Raw genomic sequence first — 21,865 nt, 5'->3', positions numbered from 1 at the left:
ATACATGAAGAAGTTTATTTCTTTTCTATTACTATTTTTCTCAGTTTTAACTTTTGCTCAAACAGAAGACAATCCTTCAGTTTGGGATGCTGAAATAAAAAAAATATCAGATACAGAATATGATGTTATCTTTAAAGCAAAAATTTTAAAAGAATGGCATGTATATTCTCAATACAATCCAGACGGCGCCTCTTTACCAATAGAAATTTCAAGTGAAGAAAATGCACCTTATAAAATTATAGGCAAAGCAAAAGAGAGTAAAACTTATAAAGAATATTCAGAAATCTGGGAAAAGGAAGAAATCTTCTTTAAAAACAGCGCAACGCTAACCCAACGTATAGAAATCACAGACCCAACTGCTTCTAGAATTAAAATTATTTTAGAAGGACAAGTTTGTAAAGAAGCTTGTTTACAGATAGAAGAATCTTTTATCTTGTCTTTAAGTGGACAAGCTTTAAATATTCTTGAGACTATAGATGAGCGTAGTAAAATACTATCAGAAAAACTGCAATTAGACTTAAAAAACACAGCACTTTTAAAAGGAAGTTCTGATGAAAATCCTGAAGAAGAAAGTAGTCTTTCTACTATCTTTTTTCTTGGTTTTTTTGGTGGTTTACTAGCGCTACTTACACCTTGTGTCTTTCCAATGATTCCATTAACAGTCTCATTCTTTACAAAACAGTCTCAAAACAAATCTAAAGGAATTACAAATGCAGTTTTATACGGGTTTTTCATTGTGTTAATCTACTTTTTATTAAGCTTACCTTTTCACTTTTTAGATAGCTTAGATCCAGAAATATTGAATACTATTTCAACCAATGTTTGGTTAAATATTTTCTTTTTTGCTGTTTTAGCATTTTTCTCATTTTCGTTTTTCGGTTTTTACGAAATTACATTACCAAGTTCTTGGGGAAATAAAATGGATAATGCATCTAACGTTGGCGGAATTATAGGGATTTTCTTTATGGCGCTTACTCTAGGTATTGTGTCATTCTCATGTACAGGACCTATTTTAGGTTCTTTGTTAGCAGGTTCTTTAACCTCTACTGGTGGCGCAATGCAATTAACAGCTGGTATGGTTGGTTTTGGTTTGGCATTGGCTTTACCGTTTGCATTATTTGCGTTATTCCCAAGTTGGTTAAACTCGTTACCAAAGTCTGGCGGATGGTTAAATACAACCAAAGTAGTATTAGGATTTTTAGAATTGGCATTTGCTTTTAAATTCTTATCAAATGCCGATTTAGTTGGACATTGGGACTTCTTAAAACGTGAGATTTTTATTGGAATTTGGATTCTAATCTTTATTGGATTGGCTTTGTATCTCTTCGGAAAAATAAAATTTCCGCATGATGGTCCATTGAAGAAATTATCTTTTTCTCGTATTTCCTTCGGAATATTAATTGCTTCTTTTGTTATTTATTTAATTCCTGGAGTTATGAAAAATCCTACTTGGAATTTAAATCAATTAAGCGGATTTCCACCTCCACAGTTTTATAGTATTTACGAGCAAGAAAGTGATTGCCCATTAGGTTTAAATTGTTTTAAAGATTTTGATGAAGGTCTACAATATGCTAAAGAAAACAACAAACCAATCTTGTTAGATTTTACAGGTTGGGCTTGTGTAAACTGTCGTAAAATGGAAGAAAATGTTTGGTCTGAACCAGATATTTATCAAACATTAAAAGAAGATTTTGTATTAATCTCTTTATACGTAGATGATAACGAAAAAGAACTTCCTAAAGATCAGCAATTCGACTTTTTAAAACCAAACGGAAAGATTAAAAAAATAGAAACAGTTGGTGATAAATGGGCAACTTTTCAAGTACTTAACTTTAAAAATGCATCACAACCATATTACATTTTGTTAAGTCCAGATTTAGAAATTTTACATAGACCAGAAAAATATACAGATAGAGATACTTATAAGCAGTGGCTAGATGAAGGTTTGGTACAATTTAAAAAATAAACTAAAATGTCTCCAGAAAGCTTTATCAGTATTTTTCTAGGAATTGGACTTGCTGCTTCAGTAGGTTTTAGAGTTTTTCTCCCGCTTTTCGCTTTAAGTTTAGCTGGATATTCTGGTGTAATTCCTTTAAATGAAAGTTGGCTTTGGGTTGCAAGTATTCCAGCAGTAATAACACTAGGAATTGCAATGCTTGCCGAAATTTTCGCCTATTACATTCCTTGGTTCGATAACTTACTAGATACTATTGCTGTTCCGTTAGCAGCAATTGCTGGAACTGCAGTAATGATTTCTACAGTTGCAGATTTATCTCCAGTAATTACATGGGCATTAGCTATTATTGCTGGTGGAGGAACAGCAACCGCTATTAAAGGAACTACTGCTTCTACTAGACTTACCTCAACAGCCACAACAGGTGGAATAGCAAACCCTATTATTGCTACCGTAGAAACAGGGACAGCAATGGTACTCTCAATTTTTTCAATATTACTCCCAATAGTCGCTATTATTTTAGTCGTTTTGATTTTCTTTGGAATAAGAAAATTATATAAAAAGCTATTTAAAAAGTCTTTAAAAGCATAGTTTTCAAACATTTAATATTTTTCTTTATCTTTAACAAAAAGAGAAAGAAAAAATATGCTAGTTAAAGTCTATGGTAGCGCCGTTTTCGGCATTGATGCTACCACAATTACTGTTGAAGTAAATATTGATAAAGGTATTGGTTATCATTTGGTGGGTTTACCAGACAATGCCGTTCGAGAAAGTTCTTATCGAATTTCCGCCGCACTTAACAACAATTCATACAAACTTCCTGGAAAGAAAATCATAATTAATATGGCGCCTGCCGATATTAGAAAAGAAGGTGCTTCTTATGATTTAACGTTGGCTATGGGAATTCTTGCCGCTTCTAATCAGATTAAATCTGATGGAATTGAAGAGTACATTATTATGGGAGAATTGTCTTTAGATGGAAGTTTACAACCCATAAAAGGCGCTTTGCCAATTGCAATAAAAGCGCGCGAAGAAGGTTTTAAATATTTTATTCTACCGAAGGAAAACGCAAAAGAAGCTGCCATTGTAGACAATTTAGAAGTTTTGGGAGTTGAAAACATTATGGAAGTTATCAATCATTTTAATGGTGATGAAAAACTAACTCCAACCGTTGTTGATACACGTGCAGAGTTTTACAAAAACGTAGATTTTCCAGAGTTTGATTTTAGCGATGTAAAAGGACAAGAATCTATAAAACGCTGTATGGAAATTGCAGCAGCTGGCGGACATAATATTATTCTTATTGGTCCTCCAGGAGCAGGAAAAACAATGTTAGCAAAACGATTACCTTCTATTTTACCTCCAATGACATTGCATGAAGCTTTGGAAACGACAAAAATACATTCGGTAGTTGGTAAAACTAAAAACAACGGATTGTTATATGAAAGACCTTTTAGAAGTCCACATCATACAATTTCTGACATTGCATTAATTGGAGGTGGAAATAGTCATCCACAACCTGGAGAAATTTCTTTGGCACATAATGGTGTACTGTTTTTAGATGAGTTACCTGAATTTAAACGAGGTGTTTTAGAAGTTATGCGTCAACCTTTAGAAGACAGAGAAGTAACCATTTCTCGTGCACGGTTTTCCGTAAATTACCCAAGTAGCTTTATGTTGGTAGCAAGTATGAATCCGAGTCCATCAGGATATTTTAACAATCCAGATTCTCCAATGACATCTTCACCACAAGAAATGCAACGCTATTTAAGTAAAGTTTCTGGACCTCTTTTAGACAGAATTGATATTCATATAGAAGTTACTCCGGTTCCTTTTGAAAAACTTTCTGATGAACGAAAAGGAGAATCTTCGGTAGAAATTAGAGAACGTGTTACATCAGGTAGAGAAATTCAATCTGAGCGATTTGCAGCATTTGAAAACGTACATTATAATGCTCAAATGAGTGTAAAACAAATTCGAAAATATTGTAAATTATCTTTAGAAAGTAAAACACTTTTAAAAACGGCTATGGACAAACTAAACCTTTCTGCACGTGCTTACGATAGAATTTTAAAAGTTTCTAGAACTATTGCCGATTTAGCAAATGAGAAAGATATTTCTCCAGATCATATTGCCGAAGCTATACAATATAGAAGTTTAGACAGAGAAGGTTGGTTAGGATAAAAAATAGTAACTAGTTTTCAGTAATCAGTTGGCAAGTATACTAGCGTTAGGGATTGAACGGTCTGTTTGAGCTCTTTTTGTTTTGGTAAAAACAAAAAAGCGAGTAGTGAAAGCCTGTTAAAACGCCCTGAAAAACAGGTAAAATCCTTATTTTGAGAGCATTATTACTTCTTTTAATTTCCTAAATTTACATACCAAAAACTACTATTAATGAGAGGTGAAAAACAACTCTTGGGAAATCTATGCGGTAAAACAACAATTTGTTTTATAAGTTTTCTATTGATTTTTAGTTTTTCTTCTTTAGCTCAAACACCATTATATGGAGGTGTTTCTGTAAGTGATACAGGTTCAAATAATAATTTAGGAAGCGCAAATACAAGCAGAAATGTTGCTATTGATCTTGACGGGAATATTTATGTTGTTTATGCAAACCCTAATCAGGTTAGAATTGCCAAAAGTACTACAAACGGGCAAAATTTCTTGCCAAGTGTTTTAGTTGCCAATGCTTCTGATGCAGAACCCGAAATAGCAGTAAATAGCCAAGGAAATGTTTTTATTGCTTGGATAGAAGGTTTGTCTATCTATTTTACGTTAAGTACAAATGGTGGAGTTAGTTTTAGTGCTCCAGAGATTATAGGAAGCGCAGTTGTTGGGAGCAAAATACATATGACAACGTACAATGAAAATGTGTATTTAACAGAACGACAAGGGAATAATGTTTATTATAACAACAATAACGGTGTTGGCGGATTTACGCTAAATCCAACGGGTTTAGATATGGTTTTTGCAGATGTTTTAACGGATCAAAACGGAGTGCTTTATGTTCCAATGGATGATCCAGATTTAGTGCTTTTTGAAAGCATAAATGAAGGAGCTACTATTACACAAACAAATTTAACTCCTGCAGGACAAGTATATTTTTCTAGCTACGCCTTAAGTGATGGACCTTGCGGAACCTTTATTTTTGTTGGTGGCGGATTTACAAATCCTTCTACGAATTTAGGGTACAAAATAGATGTAAATACTGGAATTACAACAGAATTAACATTAGGTTTAAACTCAACTACAGCACAAGCAAGAACATTATATGCAGATAACCAAGGAACATTAATTGATGGTTACAGAGCAAGTAATGGAGATTTAATGATAAGTGTTAGTTCCGATCAAGGTAATAGTTTTGACACTCCAATTGTTGTTGCAAATGGAGAAAGTCATAATATTGGAAGAAGTCCAACAACAGATAATATATCTATTGTTTATGAATCTAATGGGGAAATATTTTTATCGGTTTACGATAATATCTTAAAAAATATTGAATTATTAGAACCCAATCCGTCGTTAAGTTTATGTTCTAACGAAAGTTTTGATATCAGTTTTGTGTTAACGGGTATTTTTAGTTCTAATTCTGTTTTTTCAGCATCTTTGAGTGATGAAAATGGCGATTTTACCAATGCAACAGAAATAGGAAGTGTAACAACAAATGCTAGTGGAACAATAACTTGTACAATTCCTAATAACGTTATAGCGAGTTCGCTTTATAGACTTCAGATTGAATCTTTAGACAATTGTATGCAGAGTAATATTATTAATTTAACTGTAAATGAAGGTTCTGTATCTGGAGTTTCAGAAATATGCGAAGGAGAAACAACACAGTTATCTGCAACAGGAATGCCAGCTCCAACAAATCCTTGGATCTCTTCAGACACAAGTGTTGCCACTATAGATAATTCTGGCTTAGTAACGGCTATTGGTATTGGAACAAGTAATATAACCTATTCTTCAATTGGTGGATGTTCAGTGATTTATCCAGTAGAAGTTTTAGAAATACCAACAGTTACTCAAAATATTTCTTTTTCTAATTGTGAGACTGATATAAATGGTAATGCGGATTTTGATACTTCAAATTTAGAAAACACCTTGTTAAACGGACAAACAGGAATGACGCTTTTCTACACGGATGAAAACGGAAATCCACTTCCAAGTCCGTTGCCAAATCCATTTAATTCCGATTCGCAAACAATTACCGTGAGCGTTGAAAACAGTCTTTCAGCAACTTGTTTTTCGGAAACTACAATCGATTTTATTGTGAATACAAATCCAACTATTACTACAATTCCCACTCAAGAAGTTTGTGATAATGACACAGATGGTTTTGCTGATTTTGACACTTCAATCATAGAAAACACGTTACTAAACGGACAAACAGGAATGACAGTTTTTTATACGGATGAAAACGGAAATCCGCTTCCAAGTCCGTTGCCAAATCCATTTAATTCCGATTCGCAAACAATTACCGTGAGCGTTGAAAACAGTCTTTCAGCAACTTGTTTTTCGGAAACTACAATCGATTTTATTGTGAATACAAATCCAACTATTACTACAATTCCCACTCAAGAAGTTTGTGATAATGACACAGATGGTTTTGCTGATTTTGACACTTCAATCATAGAAAACACGTTACTAAACGGACAAACAGGAATGACAGTTTTTTATACGGATGAAAACGGAAATCCGCTTCCAAGTCCGTTGCCAAATCCATTTAATTCCGAATCTCAAACAATTACTGTGAGCGTTGAAAACAGTCTTTCAGCAACTTGTTTTGCTGAAACTACGATCGATTTTATTGTGAATACAAATCCAACTATTACTACAATTCCCTCTCAAGAAGTTTGTGATAATGACACAGATGGTTTTGCTGATTTTGACACTTCAATCATAGAAAACACGTTACTAAACGGACAAACAGGAATGACAGTTTTTTATACGGATGAAAACGGAAATCCGCTTCCAAGTCCGTTGCCAAATCCATTTAATTCCGAATCTCAAACAATTACTGTGAGCGTTGAAAACAGTCTTTCAGCAACTTGTTTTGCTGAAACTACAATCGATTTTATTGTGAATACAAATCCAACTATAACTACAATTTCTGCTCAAGAAGTATGTGATGACACAGATGGTTTTGCTGATTTTGATACTTCAATCATAGAAAACATGTTGTTAAACGGACAAACAGGAATGACAGTTTTTTATACGGATGAAAACGGAAGTCCACTTCCAAGTCCGTTACCAAATCCTTTTAATTCCGATTCGCAAACAATTACCGTGAGAGTTGAAAATAGTCTTTCTGCGACTTGTTTTGCGGAAACTACAATCGATTTTATTGTGAATGTAAATCCAACAATAACTGCAATTCCTGCGCAAGAAGTTTGCGACGATGACACAGATGGTTTTGCTAATTTTGATACTTCAACCATTGAAAGTACGTTGCTAAACGGGCAAACAGGAATAACGGTTTTCTATACGGATGAAAATGGAAATTCGCTTCCAAGTCCATTACCAAATCCATTTAATTCTGATACGCAAACAATTACAGTTAGAGTTGAAAACAGTCTTTCAGCAACTTGTTTTGCTGAAACTACAATCGATTTTATTGTCAGACAAGAACCCATCGTTCAATTGGATCCAGAAGCAACAATTTGTATGACAGAAAACCCTTCTTTAGATATTTCTGTGATAAATCCAAATCCAAATTACACCTATTTTTGGACAGATGAAAACGGAACTCAAATTGGTTCTGGTGCAACTATAAACGTTTCTAATGCTGGATTATTTAATGTTAGTGCAACATTGCCTTTAGGTTGTATTACAAATAATGCCCAAATAAACGTTATTGAATCTAATATTCCTGTACTTACTATTGATGATATTACTATAAACGAAAATTTAACAAGCAATTCAATTACTATAAATACATCTAATCTTTTACCAGGAGATTATGAATTCAGCTTGCTAGATGAAAATTTAAATACTATGTATAATTATCAAACTGAACCCTTCTTTGATAATTTAGATATTGGTTTGTACACAATTTTAGTTAGAGATTTATATAATTGCGGAACTGATGAGATTAGTATCTCAATTTTAAACTTTCCAAATTTCTTTACGCCAAATGAAGATGGCATCAATGACGTTTGGACAATTGAAGGTTTTAATAATTCATTTTATCCATCAAGTAGTATTCATATTTACAATAGATATGGAAAAGTCATGGCAAAACTTCCTGCTGAAAATCCATCTTGGAATGGAACTTTTAAAGGAAAAAAAATGCCATCTACAGATTACTGGTATCTAGTTTTATTGACAGATATTTATGGTAGAAAAAGAGAAGAAAAAGGGCATTTTAGTTTGTTAAGGAGATAAGATTCTTAAAGCTATTTTAGAATATGAAAAATTGAAGTAAAATTCATAATTTTGAATTCTATGAAAAAAATATTCCTTTCAATTCTTTTTTGTTTTCTTTTTTATTTCAATTCTAATTCTCAAATTACTTTATCTCATAACATTGGCAATACACCAATAGCAACAGACTGGGTTTCTTGTGGTGATGAAGATGAATACTGGGCAAGAACATTTACACTTTCTGATTTTGGAATATCTACAGACGAACAGTTTATAATTAGATCTGGACAAATTGCTATAAGTAATTCTTATGATGGAGCCAATTTAAGTATTGGTATCCATATTATTGATCAAAATTTCCCTGATTCCTCTTCTAAATTTATTGGTGGTGGTGCAGTATCTACACCTATTATTGGTGATTCTCCTGAAACTGTTCAAATAAATTTTAACACACCCGTTGTCGTTCCTTCTGGAGTTAAAAGAATTTTAGTAGTAGCTTATCAATATGATGACATTTACAACCCTGATTATAAAAAAGTTTTAATTGCCGGTACAGAACAAGATAATGATACTTCTTGGTTTAAAGGATGTAGAGAACTATATACCTATACACCAACAGGAGACTTAGACACACCGGTTCCAAATGCCAATTTTTTTATAAATGTTACAGGTGAAAAGAGAAGTATTATTAATTCGCAAGATAATGCATACTTATCACATAATATTGATGATAATTTAATACAAACAAGTATGCCAACTTGTAGCCTTGGTTCTATGAAATGGGCAAGAAAATTTAATCTCTCAGATTTTGGCATATCTGAAAATGAGGAATTCATAATTAATAGTGGTGATGTTGGAATAACTGGTGCTGGTTGGTTAGCAAATGTGAAATTTAATATATATGAAGTCGATGAAAATTTTCCAAGTTCTTTCTCAGAAAACGATTTGATTGGAAGTAGTCAAAAAAATATTATTTATCCATTTTCATGGAATTCACAAAGTGCAAAAATTATTACTACAGATTTTGACATTCCTATTAAAGTTCCTGCACATGTAAAAACAATTTTAATTGAAGTTTCTAGAGGCATTGAATATGGAGATGGGCATCTTTTTGTATCAGGAACAGAAAATGACAATGATGAATCATGGTTTAGAGGATGTCCCATAAATACAGGTAATGAATATGAAAAAATGAGCGATGTAACTACTTGGGGTAATGAAATAAATTTTTACATAACTGTTTATGGCGAAGCAAAAACAATATTCCCATTCGAAATTAACAACACAAATAATTGTATTAATTCAGAAATCGATTTCACATTAACTAATCAATCAGAAGTTGATACAGTTGTCTGGAATTTTAATGACCCAAGTTCAGGCATTAATAATACTTCAAACTCCATAGATGTTACTCATCAATTCTCTAATCCAGGTGTTTATAATGTTACAGCAGAAGTTCTTCACATAGATGGAACAAATTATACAATACCTAAAGAAATAGAAATTTTCGACGCTCCTATTGTTAATCCACTTGTTCAATTAAAACAATGTGATAATTCTGATATTAATGGATTTAGTTTTTTCAATTTAACAGAAGTAAATGAAGAAATTATTACTAATTCTACAGATTATACAATTACGTATTTTGAAACAGAAGCACAAGCTCAAAATGACGATACGCCAATCACAAACTTTACAGCGTATGAAAACCAAACAGTAAGTACAGATGTAGTTTGGGCAAGAATAGAAAACACTGACGGCTGTTATAGAACCAGTCAAATTGATTTATTTGTTTCAACTACAGAAATACCGTTAACTTATACTAGAGAATTTTACGAGTGTGATGATGGAACAAATACCACAGATGGAATTGCAACTTTTGACTTTAGTCAAGTAACCTCAGAAATTGAAAATATTTTTCCAATAGGTCAACAATTAATCATAAAATATTATCAATCTGAAGCAGATGCATTAACGGAAATGAATGCAATTCCTGATGCGAATATTTCAAACTATCAAAATACAGCAAGCCCAAATCAGCAAGAAATTTATATTAGAGTTGATAGCGCCGTAGATAACGATTGTTTAGGATTAGGACATCATATTACGTTGAATGTAGAAACACAACCAGTTGCAAACCCAGTAACTATAGATCCAGAATGTGATAATGATAGAGACGGTTTATTTTCTTTCGATACATCAACTATTCAAAATACACTTATAGGAACACAAACCAATGTAACAGTTGCTTATACAGATGAAAACGGAGCAAGTTTACCGAGTCCGTTGCCAAATCCTTTTTCTACTGCTTCACAAACTATAACAGCAAGAGTAACCAACACATCAAGTCAAGATTCTGATGGACAATGTTATGCGGAAACTACTTTTGATTTTGTGGTAAATGCAGTGCCAATTGCAAATCCAATTGCACCACAAGAACAATGTGACAATGACACTGATGGAATAATTGCTTTTGACACATCAAATATAGAAAGTACTATTTTAGGCACACAAACAGGAATGATTGTCACTTATGTTGATGAAAACGGAACTACATTACCAAGTCCGTTACCAAATCCGTTTACAACAGCATCACAAATTATTACGGTAAGAATTGAAAATCCGATTTATGCTGTTTGTTATGAAGAAACCACAGTTGCCTTTATTGTTAGAGAAAAACCCATTGTTAAAGTATCTCCAGAAGACATAATTTGTATGACGAGTTCTCCTTCAAAAGATATTTCGGTAGAAAACCCGAACTTGAATTACACCTATACTTGGACAGATGAAAATGGGACTCAAATAGGAACAGGAGAAACAATTACTGTAAATGAAGGCGGAATGTATTCTGTAATAGCAACTTCTCAATTTGGTTGTGATTCTGATGAGGCAACAATTACTATAATTGAATCCGAAATTGCAACCATAACGCAAAATGACATTCAAATTGTTGAGGATTCTGACAACAATTCAATTGTAATAAATACAGCTAATCTTGGGCAAGGAGAATATCAATTTAGTTTATTGGATGAAAATTCACTAATTGTTTATGATTACCAAGACAGCCCAGTTTTTGAAAATTTAAAAGGTGGAATTTATACAATAGAAATAAGAGATAAAAATGACTGCGGTACGGTTAAAGAAGAAGTTTCTGTAATTAGTTATCCAAAATTTATAACTCCAAACAACGATAGAATTAACGATGTTTGGACAATTAAAGGATTTAATGCTACTTTTTATCCGTCAAGTACTATTTATATTTATAACAGATTTGGAAAAATAATAGCAGAACTGTCGGCAGAAAACCCAACATGGAATGGTTTATATAATGGAAAACCTGTTCCTTCAAATGAATATTGGTTTACTGTTCAATTAATAGATAGAAATGGAAATTTAAAAACTAGAAAAGGGCATTTTAGTTTACTTAGGAAGTAATTTCATTTATAATTTTTACATGATGATTTGTATGTAGCACTAAAAAACGAGTTACTCTTTTTCTATTAACATTACCAAATAGTGGATGTTTAAAATAGGCGTTTTTATTTAGTTCACTAATTACATTAATATTGTTTTTAGCAACTTCGATTTGAGAAATTAAATCTTCTTTTAAAATAACTTCAGGCGGTTTTACATGTTTTGGTGCTTTTGCTTTTCCTCGTGGAAAAAAACCAAGTGCGAAGAAAATTTTCCCCATTAAACTAAAATTATTTTTATACGTTTCTGGATCCGATTTTTGCAATGCTCCAACAACATTATTTACAACTTTAAGACTATGATCTATATGCCAACCAACAGATGCTTTAGAAATATCTGTTTTTAATACTTCATGATTTTCAATATAATCTTCTATTCGTTGTAATAAATAATCTAGTTTTTCAGTATTCATATAAAAAATTTAAAGCATAAAACTAATCATAAAACAAAACCCTCACAACTTAATGTAAGGGTTTCTATTATTTTAAATCTTTTGTATTTTAACTAAAGACTAATATCTATAATGTTCTGGTTTATAAGGACCTTCTACAGTTACACCAATATAAGATGCTTGATCAGAACGTAATTCTGTTAATTCAACACCAATTTTTGCTAAGTGTAATTTTGCTACTTTTTCATCTAAATGTTTTGGTAACATATATACTTCATTTTCATAAGCATCTCTGTTCGTCCACAATTCAATTTGTGCCAACGTTTGATTTGTAAATGAATTACTCATTACAAAACTTGGGTGACCTGTTGCACAACCTAAGTTTACTAAACGCCCTTCTGCAAGAATAATAATATCGTTTCCTGCAATATTGTATTTATCAACTTGAGGTTTGATAGTATCTTTTGTGTTTCCGTGCTCTTTATTTAACCAAGCCATGTCAATTTCGTTATCGAAATGTCCAATATTACAAACTATCACCTTGTCTTTCATTGCTTCGAAATGACGACCTTGAATAATATCTTTGTTTCCTGTAGTTGTAATAATAATGTCAGAATTCGCAACAACAGTTTCTAATTTCTTCACTTCAAAACCGTCCATTGCAGCTTGTAAAGCACAAATAGGATCGATTTCTGTTACTGTTACAATAGAACCTGCACCTTTAAAAGAAGCAGCTGTTCCTTTACCAACATCTCCATAACCACAAACAGTTACACGCTTACCAGCTAACATAATATCAGTTGCTCTACGAATTGCATCTACTGCAGATTCTTTACAACCATACTTGTTATCAAATTTAGATTTAGTAACAGAATCGTTTACATTAATTGCTGGCATTGGTAATGTTCCTGCTTTTACTCTATCGTATAAACGGTGAACTCCAGTTGTAGTTTCTTCTGATAAACCATTGATTCCGGCTGCTAATTCTGGATATTTATCTAACACCATGTTTGTTAAATCTCCACCATCATCTAAAATTAAGTTTAATGGTTTTTTATCTTCACCAAAGAATAAAGTCTGCTCAATACACCAGTCAAACTCTTCTTCTGTCATATCTTTCCATGCATACACAGGCGTTCCTGCAGCAGCAATTGCAGCAGCAGCTTGGTCTTGTGTAGAAAAAATATTACAAGAACTCCAAGTAACTTCTGCTCCTAAAGCTTGTAATGTTTCAATTAAAACAGCAGTTTGAATTGTCATGTGTAAACATCCAGCAATTCTTGCACCTTTTAAAGGCTGCTCGTTTTTATATTCTTCTCTTAAAGACATTAAACCTGGCATTTCTGCTTCAGCCAATAAAATTTCTTTTCTTCCCCAATCGGCTAAAGAAATATCTTTAACTTTAAATGGTACGTAAGCTGTTGTTGTGCTCATATTTTGTATATTTATATTCTAATTTTCGAGCTGCAAAGTTACGACATCCATTTTAAAAATTATGGCTCTTTACAAAAGTTTAACGGTAGATAATAACACTAAAGTTCTGATTTGGAAGATTGAAGAATCTTTTAATGCATTAAATGCAGATATTGTTCTGACAGAGAACAGTCAAACTCGTTTAGACGGAATGAAATCTGAACTGCATCAAAGGGGTTTTCTAAGTGTTAGACATTTGCTAAAAGAAGCAGGCTACACAGATAATGATTTGTTTTATGATGAATTTGGAAAACCATTTTTAAAAGATGGAAAGCATATTTCTATCACACATTCTTTTACTTTTTCTGGTTTAATTATTTCTGATGATAAACATGTTGGAATTGATATTGAAAAACAACGTGATAAAATTTTGAAAATAGCGCATAAATTTACGCCTATTGAAGAGTACAAAACTATTGCAAATCATGATGCTTTAATTAGTAAATTGACCATTGTTTGGGGTGCAAAAGAGAGTTTGTATAAGATCTACGGAAAGAAAAAACTCTTGTTCTTACATCATATTTATATTGAAGATTTTAAGTTTGAAGATGAAAAAACTACTGGTGAAATTAGATATGAAGGTGAAATTAATTCATATGGAATTCACTTTCTAGAGTTTGATGGTTTTACTTGTGTATTTGCTTATTAATGAAGAACATTTACCAAAACATTATATCAGCAAAAACAGCAAACAAAAAACTGCTAGCAGTTTTAATTGACCCTGAAAAGTTTGATGTTAAAAATTCGATTTCTTTTTTTGAAAAAGTACATCAATCTATAACAACACATATTTTTGTTGGCGGAAGCACCGATAAAAACAACCAAACAGAAAGCGTAGTTTCTGCAATAAAAAAAGCAACAGATTTACCTATTATTTTATTTCCTGGTGATGTAAAACAGATTACAAACAAAGCAGACGGAATTCTGTTTTTAAGTTTAATTTCTGGCAGAAATCCCGAATATTTAATTGAACAGCAAGTTGCTGCTGCTCCAATTCTTAAAAAAGCAACCTTAGAAATTTTACCAACTGGTTACATATTAATTGACGGCGGAACAAAAACTGCAACTCAAAAAGTAAGCAATACAAAACCAATTTCTCAAGAAAATTTAAAATTCATTTTAAATACAGCTTTAGCAGGTGAATTCTCTGGAAAAAAACTCATTTACCTAGAAGCCGGAAGTGGAGCACTTGAAACAGTTAGTCAAGAAGTAATTACGCTAGTGAATAAAAACCTATCTATTCCCTTAATTGTTGGCGGCGGAATTCGCTCTAAAAAGCAATTAGATTCTGCTTTCAATGCAGGAGCAGATTTAGTAGTAATTGGAACTGCATTTGAAAATGATGTATCATTTTTTAATCAACTGAAAAAATAGTTATTAAGCTTAACTTGTTTAGTATTTCATTATAGTTACTTTTACATTTCAATTTCTATCAAATGAAAATATCAATAGAACTTACTTTGTTGCCTCTCAATAATAATTTTGAGGACCATATAATTACGTTTATAAAACGTTTACGCACATCTGAGTTTACTGTTTTAGAAAACCCAATGAGTACTCAGATTTATGGCGAATATGATTTATTAATGCCTTTTTTAACCTCAGAAATTAAAAAATCGTTTGAGAATCAAGAAAATGTTGTTGTAAATTTAAAAATAGTTAAATCTGATAGAAGTAATTATGAGCCACATTTTTGATTTCCTTTTTGGTCAATATAAAGACTACTCTACAGTTGATACAACTTTAGAAATTATAGCAGTAATTTTTGGTTTTTTATCTGTTTGGTTCTCCAAACAAAATAAAATTTGGGTATTCCCAACAGGAATGATAAGCACAGCAATTTTTGTCTATTTACTTTTAAAGTGGGAACTTTTAGGAGATATGATGATTAATGGCTACTATTTTATAATGAGTGTTTATGGTTGGTATATTTGGACACGCACCAAAAACGGAGAAGTTGTTAATCCGATTTCTACAACTACATTAAAAGAAAAGAAAATTTCAATAGCCATATTTTTAGCAACCTTAGTTTTTGTTTATATCGTTTACAAAACCTTTGACAAATGGACAAGTTGGGTTGCGTATGCAGACACTATTACAACAGCAATTTTCTTTGTTGGTATGTGGTTAATGGCAAAAAGGAAAATAGAAAATTGGCTATTTTGGATTATAGGAAACATCATTTCTGTACCTTTATACTTCTATAAAGGATTTACATTTACAAGTTTTCAATATTTTGGATTTACATTTATAGCAATATTTGGCTACATAGCATGGAAAAAAAACTTAGACAAAAATCAATCAATCTAGTAAAGATTGTTTTATTTGGACCAGAAAGCACAGGTAAAACCACACTTTCTACACAACTTGCACGTCATTACAATACTGTTTGGGCACCAGAATTTGCGCGAGAATATCTACAAGACAAGTGGAATAATGAACGTAAAACCTGCGAGCAAAAAGACATAATTCCTATTGCAAAAGGGCAAATGAAATTAGAAAACTCTTTAGCTAAAAAAGCCGATAAAGTTTTAATCTGCGATACAGATTTACTAGAAACCAAAGTGTATTCAGAAGAATATTATGGTGGTTTTGTAGATCCTGAATTAGATAAAGCAGCAAAAGAAAATCAATACGATTTATACTTACTAACGTATATTGATACGCCTTGGGAAGCCGATGATTTACGCGACAAACCAGAAGAACGTTTGGAAATGTTTACTGCTTTTGAAAACGCTTTGAAAAAGTATAATAAAAATTACATTTTATTAAAAGGCGATAAAGAAACGCGCCTTAAAGAAGCTACAACTGCAATTGATAAATTGATTGCTGAGAAAGATGATTTATTTTCTTTTTCAGATTCTTTATTAGATTTAGATATGCATTTTTTACACCAAAATACTGGTGATTTTGGTAACTCTCTTGATTACTAATGAATTCTGAAACAATCATAAAAGAGTTATCTTTTAAAGCTACCAGAAGTTCTGGTGCTGGAGGACAGCATGTAAATAAAGTGTCCTCAAAAATTGAATTGTCATTCGATTTAGAGAATTCAAATTCTATGTCTGATGAAGAAAAAGAACGTTTAAAAATTAAGCTTTCATCGAAACTCACAAAAGAGAATATTCTTATTTTATATTGTTCGGAGTCTCGTTCTCAACATAGGAATAAAGACATTGCCATTAAACGTTTTTTAGACCTTATTAAAATCGGTTTAAAACGCCCAAAAATCAGAAGAAAAACGAAGCCAAGTAAAGCTTCCATTAAAAGAAAAGCCGAACATAAAAAAAGAACTTCTGTTAAAAAAGCTTTGAGAAGAAAACCAAAATTAGATTAAGTTTTCTAATAATTGGCAAGTATGCTTAGCCCTGATTGTAGTGACATCCTTTTTTTGTCTTTCTCAAAAAAAGATATAACGGAAAGCAGGAAATAGCTTCTAAAAAGAAAAATCATTTTTTTGTTTTCTAATCAATTTTTCCAATATACCTTTGCCACGTTCTCATAAAGGGGTGCTTTAAAAAGCTGAGATCATACCCAATGAACCTAGAACAGATAATGCTGTTTAGGGAGGCGATAATCGCCATTTTGTAACAAGTCATTGCGAAGATTTGTCTGAAGCAATCTTTATATTGAAGAGATTACCAAGTTGTAAACTCATCGTAATGACACTAATTATTCAATATTAATCACAAGAATAATTACCTCTTTTTATTCGTTTTAAAATTTTTTAAAATGAAAAAATCTATCATTTTTTTATTCTTGTTTGTAACAACAGTTGCAAACTCCCAGAACTACACTTTCTCAGGAAAGGTTGTAGATGAAAATCAAGAACCACTTGTTGGTGCTACTATTGCCGTTAGCGCATTAAAAAAAGGAACTACTTCGGACTTTGAAGGAAATTTTAAACTACGTTTACCGAAAGGTACTCACAAAATTGAAGTGTCTTTCTTGGGCTTTAGAACAGGTTATTTTACGCAAGAAATTCTTAAAAACGAGAATGTTTTTGTTGAATTATTTTCTGATTTATCTAAATTAGATGAAGTATTAGTTTCTGCAGTTCGTGTACAATCAGATGCGCCTGTAACACATTCTAATCTTACAAAAAAGGAAATTGCTAAACGTAATTTAGGGCAAGACATACCAATGTTAATGAACTATATGCCAAACGTAATTTCATCATCTGACGCTGGTGCAGGAATTGGTTATACATACCTTCGTGTTCGTGGTTCAGACGCTTCTAGAGTTAATGTAACTTTAAACGGAATTCCTTTTAACGATTCTGAAAGTCAAGGTTCTTTTTGGGTAAATATGGGTGATTTTGCCTCGTCAACAGAAAGTTTACAACTACAACGTGGTGTTGGAACATCAACAAATGGTTCGGGTGCTTTTGGTGCAAGTTTAAACATTTTAACCGATGCTATTTCTGAAGAAGCAGGTGGAGAAATTTCTAATTCTTTTGGTTCTTACGGAATAAGAAAACACACCGTAAAATTTACTACGGGAAAAATAAATGAGCATTTTGAATTGGCTGGACGTTTGTCTAATATTTATTCGGATGGTTATGTAGATAGAGCTTTTTCTGATTTAAAATCGTACTTTTTGCAAGGAAGTTATACGGATGAAAACACACTAGTTAAAGCAATTGTTTTTGGAGGTGAAGAACATACTTACCAAGCTTGGTTTGGTTTAACTGCCGAGGAATTAGCAGAAGACAGAAGGCAAAATCCATATACGTATGATAATGAAACAGACAATTACAATCAAGATCACTATCAATTACATTGGAATGAGCAGTTGAATGAAAAATGGTCTACAAACTTGGGTTTAAACTACACAAGAGGAAAAGGTTATTTTGAGCAATATAAAGCTGGTAGAGACGCTGCAGATTACAATAATTTAATTGTAGACGGAAGTGATGTTATTGTGCAACGTTGGTTAGATAATCATTTTTATGTTGCTAATTTTAATGCTGATTATAAAGGCGACAATTTTAATCTAATTTCTGGAGTTTCATATAATAATTACAAAAATGATCATTACGGAGAAATTCTTTGGGGGAATGATTTAGCTACAAATACATCAATTTATGATCGTTATTACGAAAGTAATTCAACTAAAACCGACTTTAGCATTTTTTCTAAAGCAACTTTTAATATCGCTGAAGATTTAAAAGCTTTTGTTGATTTACAAGGAAGATTTGTAAACTATACAACTGCAGGTTTAACTTCTGATAGAGATCCAATTGATGTTGATGCAGATTACAGTTTCTTTAATCCGAAATTAGGTTTAACATATACTTTAAACGAAGAAAACAGTTTGTACGCTTCTTATGCACGTGCAAATAGAGAACCAAACAGAACCGATTTTGAAGGCGGAAACTCTCAACATGAAAGTTTAGATGATTATGAGTTAGGTTGGCGTTTAAAAAATGAAAAAGTGAAATTAAACACCAATTTATATTATATGGATTACCAGAATCAGTTAATTTTAACAGGTGCAATCGATCAAAATACTGGTGAACCATTACGTGCTTCTAGCGGAAAAAGTTACCGTTTAGGTTTAGAAATTGATGCAGCTATTAAATTATCTGAACAAGTTTCAATTAGACCAAATGTTTCTTTTAGCAAAAATATCAATCAAGATTATAATGCAAAAATTGACGGAGTTTTACAAAACTTAGGAAACACGCCAATAACATTTTCTCCAGATATAGTTTTTGGAAACGCAATAACGTATAGTCCGGTAGACAACTTTCAAGTAGCATTATTATCTAAATACGTTGGTAAACAATTAATGAGCAATTTAGATAGTAAGGTTTCTGATTTAGATGTTTTAGAAGGTTTTTTTACAAGTGATTTAAACTTGGTCTATGAAATACAAACTAATAAAATATTTAAGTCTATAGTGTTTACAGCTTTAGTAAACAACATCTTTAATAAAGAATATGTAGACAGAGGTTATTATTACACATATGATGATACTTGGTCTAACCCAGGAACAACAACTACTGTTGATGGTGCTGGTTATTACCCACAAGCAACAAGAAATTTCTTAATTGGTGCTACTTTAAAATTTTAGAAATTAGAGTTCTTGGGAAGGGAAAATCAATTTATAGAATTACTAAAACTAAAAAAGCGAGCATTAAGCTCGCTTTTTTTTTATGAATCTATTCTACCAACAGCGCAACTAACAAAAGATTTTGCTTTGTGTACTATTGTGTTTTTATCACCCACTTCTGGATATCCTAATTTAGATAATTTCTCTTTTACAATTTCTAAATTTTGATTTTCTGAAGTTACAGAAACGATAGACTTTTCTACATCTACTTCAACATCTGAAATTGAATCTAAGCTTAATAAGCCTTTTTTAATAGTTGCCGCGCAACCACCACATTTAAGGTTTTCTATTTCTATTTTTGCTTTCATTTTTTTAATTTTCTTGTTTCCACGCGTTATATCCGCCCAAAACATTAATTACTTTGCAACCTTTTTCTTGTAAAATATTAGAAGCTTTCATACTTCTATTACCGCTTCTACAATAAATATAAACAGGTTTGTTTTTATTTAATTGTGCTAAAACTTCTGAAGTAAAATTGTCCGAATAAAAATCTACAAAAATTGCAGTTTCTATTGCCCCGTCTTTAATTTCCGCTGCTGTTCTAACATCTAATAACTGAATTTTATCATTTGATAAAACCTCTTTTAATTCAGCAGTTGTTATCGATTTTATTTCTTGTGAATTTCCACATGAGATAAAAAATAGTGTTAACACAAAACAAGTAAATACTCTTTTCATCTTAATTATTTTAAAGTTGAAGGACAAACTGTTGCAGTTCTTTTAATGGCAGTTTGTTTTATTGCTCCGTAACCACCTGCAACATCAATTACATTATGAAATCCACGTGCTTTTAAAATTGAAGAAGCAATTACAGAACGATAACCACCAGCACAATGCACATAAAAATCTTTATCTTTTGGAAATTCAGAAATATGATTATTTAAAAAGTCTAATGGTGTACTTGGTACATTTTCAATATGTTCATTGTCGTATTCTCCAGGTTTTCTAACATCGAAGACAAGTGCATTTTCATTTATTTTTTCTTCCAAAGTAGCTGCAGAAACCGATTCTAATGTATCAATTTCTTTATTTGCTTTTTCCCAAGCATCAAAACTACCTTCTAAATATCCTAAAACATTATCGAAACCAACACGAGATAAACGTGTAATTGTAGTTTCTTCTTCTCCAATTGGAGTAACCAATAATATTGGTTGTGTAATATCTTTTATTAATGCACCAACCCAAGGTGCAAAGGTTCCTCCTAAGCCAATAAAAATTGATTGTGGAATAAAACCTTTTATAAATTCGGATTGATGACGGACATCTAAAATAATAGCATCCGTTTCGTTTGCAACTAATTCGAATTCACTGACAGAAAGTGGTTTTTTAGAAATACTAACAACCTGATCTAACGATTTATAACCCTCTTTATTTAATTTTACATTTAAGGGGAAATATGCAGGTGGCGGCAATAATCCGTCAGTTACTTCTTTTATAAACTCTGCCTTAGTCATATCTGCTCTAAGTGCGTAATTGGTTTTCTTTTGATCTCCAATTGTACCTACAGTTTCTTTACTTAAATTTTTACCGCAAGCAGAACCTGCTCCATGTGCAGGATACACAATTACATCATCTGCTAAAACCATAACCTTGTTACGCAAGCTATCAAATAAATATCCAGCTAAGTCTTCTTGTGTTAAATCTCCTTTTTGAGCTAAATCTGGCCTTCCAACATCTCCTAAAAACAAAGTGTCTCCACTAAAAACAGCATGGTTTTTTCCGTTTTCATCTTTAAGTAAATATATAGTACTTTCCATTGTATGTCCTGGCGTATGCAAAGCTGTAATTGTTATATCACCAATTTTAAAAACTTGGTTATCTTCAGCAATTATAGCATTAAAACTTGTTTTTGCTGTTGGTCCATAAACTATTTCTGCTCCAGTTTTTTCTGCCAATGTAACGTGGCCACTCACAAAATCTGCATGAAAATGTGTTTCAAAAATATATTTAATTTTCGCTTCATTTTTATCAGCTTTAGTAATATAATCTTCTACTTCACGTAATGGGTCTATTATAGCAACTTCTCCGTTACTTTCTATATAATAAGCTCCTTGAGCCAAACAACCTGTATATATTTGTTCTATTATCATTAT

At 32.0% G+C, this 21,865-nt stretch carries 17 protein-coding genes; 12 read left to right on the top strand and 5 right to left on the bottom strand.

Annotation, left to right across the window (positions count from 1 at the left end; all coding sequences use genetic code 11):
- Positions 1–4: 4 nt before the first annotated feature.
- From L1S33_RS05090 to L1S33_RS05070, 5 genes are all read left to right on the top strand, one after another.
- Positions 5–1,966, top strand: coding sequence for a protein-disulfide reductase DsbD family protein (locus L1S33_RS05090; protein ID WP_240561484.1), 1,962 nt, complete (start codon positions 5–7; stop codon positions 1,964–1,966).
- 6 nt (positions 1,967–1,972) lie between these two features.
- Positions 1,973–2,545: a DUF4126 domain-containing protein gene (locus L1S33_RS05085; RefSeq protein ID WP_240561483.1), complete on the top strand. Its 573-nt coding sequence runs from the start codon at positions 1,973–1,975 to the stop codon at positions 2,543–2,545.
- A gap of 54 nt (positions 2,546–2,599) precedes the next feature.
- Positions 2,600–4,138, top strand: coding sequence for a YifB family Mg chelatase-like AAA ATPase (locus tag L1S33_RS05080; protein ID WP_240561482.1), 1,539 nt, complete (start codon positions 2,600–2,602; stop codon positions 4,136–4,138).
- Between the two features lie 279 nt (positions 4,139–4,417).
- On the top strand, positions 4,418–8,338 hold the full coding sequence (locus L1S33_RS05075) for a T9SS type B sorting domain-containing protein (RefSeq protein WP_240561481.1): 3,921 nt from the start codon (positions 4,418–4,420) through the stop codon (positions 8,336–8,338).
- Between the two features lie 60 nt (positions 8,339–8,398).
- Positions 8,399–11,752, top strand: coding sequence for a T9SS type B sorting domain-containing protein (locus L1S33_RS05070; protein WP_240561480.1), 3,354 nt, complete (start codon positions 8,399–8,401; stop codon positions 11,750–11,752).
- Here L1S33_RS05070 and L1S33_RS05065 read toward each other — a convergent pair.
- Both L1S33_RS05065 and ahcY read right to left on the bottom strand, forming a co-directional pair.
- Positions 11,742–12,203, bottom strand: a complete 462-nt coding sequence (locus L1S33_RS05065; RefSeq protein WP_240561479.1) for a DUF1569 domain-containing protein — start codon at positions 12,201–12,203, stop codon at positions 11,742–11,744. The genes L1S33_RS05070 and L1S33_RS05065 overlap by 11 nt on opposite strands.
- 99 nt (positions 12,204–12,302) lie before the next feature.
- Entirely contained in the window at positions 12,303–13,616 is a 1,314-nt protein-coding gene (gene ahcY / locus L1S33_RS05060) for an adenosylhomocysteinase (RefSeq protein ID WP_072556736.1), read from the bottom strand.
- A 61-nt stretch (positions 13,617–13,677) separates the two neighbouring features.
- On the opposite strand from ahcY, the gene L1S33_RS05055 reads away from it, so the two are divergent.
- The 7 genes from L1S33_RS05055 to L1S33_RS05025 all read left to right on the top strand — a co-directional run bounded on the left by L1S33_RS05055 (position 13,678) and on the right by L1S33_RS05025 (position 19,733).
- Positions 13,678–14,304, top strand: coding sequence for a 4'-phosphopantetheinyl transferase family protein (locus L1S33_RS05055; protein ID WP_240561478.1), 627 nt, complete (start codon positions 13,678–13,680; stop codon positions 14,302–14,304).
- The gene (locus L1S33_RS05050; RefSeq protein ID WP_240561477.1) at positions 14,304–15,029 is read left to right on the top strand and encodes a geranylgeranylglyceryl/heptaprenylglyceryl phosphate synthase; all 726 of its coding nucleotides are present in this window, start codon (positions 14,304–14,306) and stop codon (positions 15,027–15,029) included. Before L1S33_RS05055 ends, L1S33_RS05050 begins: the two co-directional genes overlap by 1 nt.
- Before the next feature lie 62 nt (positions 15,030–15,091).
- Positions 15,092–15,352: a hypothetical protein gene (locus tag L1S33_RS05045; RefSeq protein WP_240561476.1), complete on the top strand. Its 261-nt coding sequence runs from the start codon at positions 15,092–15,094 to the stop codon at positions 15,350–15,352.
- Positions 15,336–15,965: a nicotinamide riboside transporter PnuC gene (gene pnuC / locus L1S33_RS05040; protein WP_240550641.1), complete on the top strand. Its 630-nt coding sequence runs from the start codon at positions 15,336–15,338 to the stop codon at positions 15,963–15,965. The genes L1S33_RS05045 and pnuC overlap by 17 nt, the downstream gene beginning before the upstream one ends.
- Positions 15,929–16,588, top strand: coding sequence for an AAA family ATPase (locus L1S33_RS05035; RefSeq protein WP_240561475.1), 660 nt, complete (start codon positions 15,929–15,931; stop codon positions 16,586–16,588). Before pnuC ends, L1S33_RS05035 begins: the two co-directional genes overlap by 37 nt.
- Positions 16,588–16,992, top strand: a complete 405-nt coding sequence (gene arfB / locus L1S33_RS05030; protein ID WP_240561474.1) for an alternative ribosome rescue aminoacyl-tRNA hydrolase ArfB — start codon at positions 16,588–16,590, stop codon at positions 16,990–16,992. Before L1S33_RS05035 ends, arfB begins: the two co-directional genes overlap by 1 nt.
- Positions 16,993–17,387: 395 nt before the next feature.
- Positions 17,388–19,733: a TonB-dependent receptor gene (locus tag L1S33_RS05025; RefSeq protein ID WP_240561473.1), complete on the top strand. Its 2,346-nt coding sequence runs from the start codon at positions 17,388–17,390 to the stop codon at positions 19,731–19,733.
- 80 nt (positions 19,734–19,813) lie between these two features.
- Here the strand turns inward: L1S33_RS05025 and L1S33_RS05020 are convergent, their stop codons facing one another.
- The 3 genes from L1S33_RS05020 to L1S33_RS05010 are packed head-to-tail and all read right to left on the bottom strand — an operon-like array spanning position 19,814 to position 21,862.
- Positions 19,814–20,080, bottom strand: coding sequence for a heavy-metal-associated domain-containing protein (locus L1S33_RS05020; RefSeq protein ID WP_240561472.1), 267 nt, complete (start codon positions 20,078–20,080; stop codon positions 19,814–19,816).
- Positions 20,081–20,084: 4 nt separating this feature from the next.
- Positions 20,085–20,450: a rhodanese-like domain-containing protein gene (locus L1S33_RS05015; protein ID WP_240561471.1), complete on the bottom strand. Its 366-nt coding sequence runs from the start codon at positions 20,448–20,450 to the stop codon at positions 20,085–20,087.
- A 5-nt stretch (positions 20,451–20,455) separates the two neighbouring features.
- Entirely contained in the window at positions 20,456–21,862 is a 1,407-nt protein-coding gene (locus L1S33_RS05010; RefSeq protein WP_240561470.1) for an MBL fold metallo-hydrolase, read from the bottom strand.
- Between the last annotated feature and the right edge of the window lie 3 nt (positions 21,863–21,865).

It is taken from the genome of Tenacibaculum aquimarinum (assembly GCF_022478115.1).
Lineage (GTDB): Bacteria > Bacteroidota > Bacteroidia > Flavobacteriales > Flavobacteriaceae > Polaribacter > Polaribacter aquimarinum_A.
This window is presented reverse-complemented; position numbering and strand designations above follow the sequence as displayed.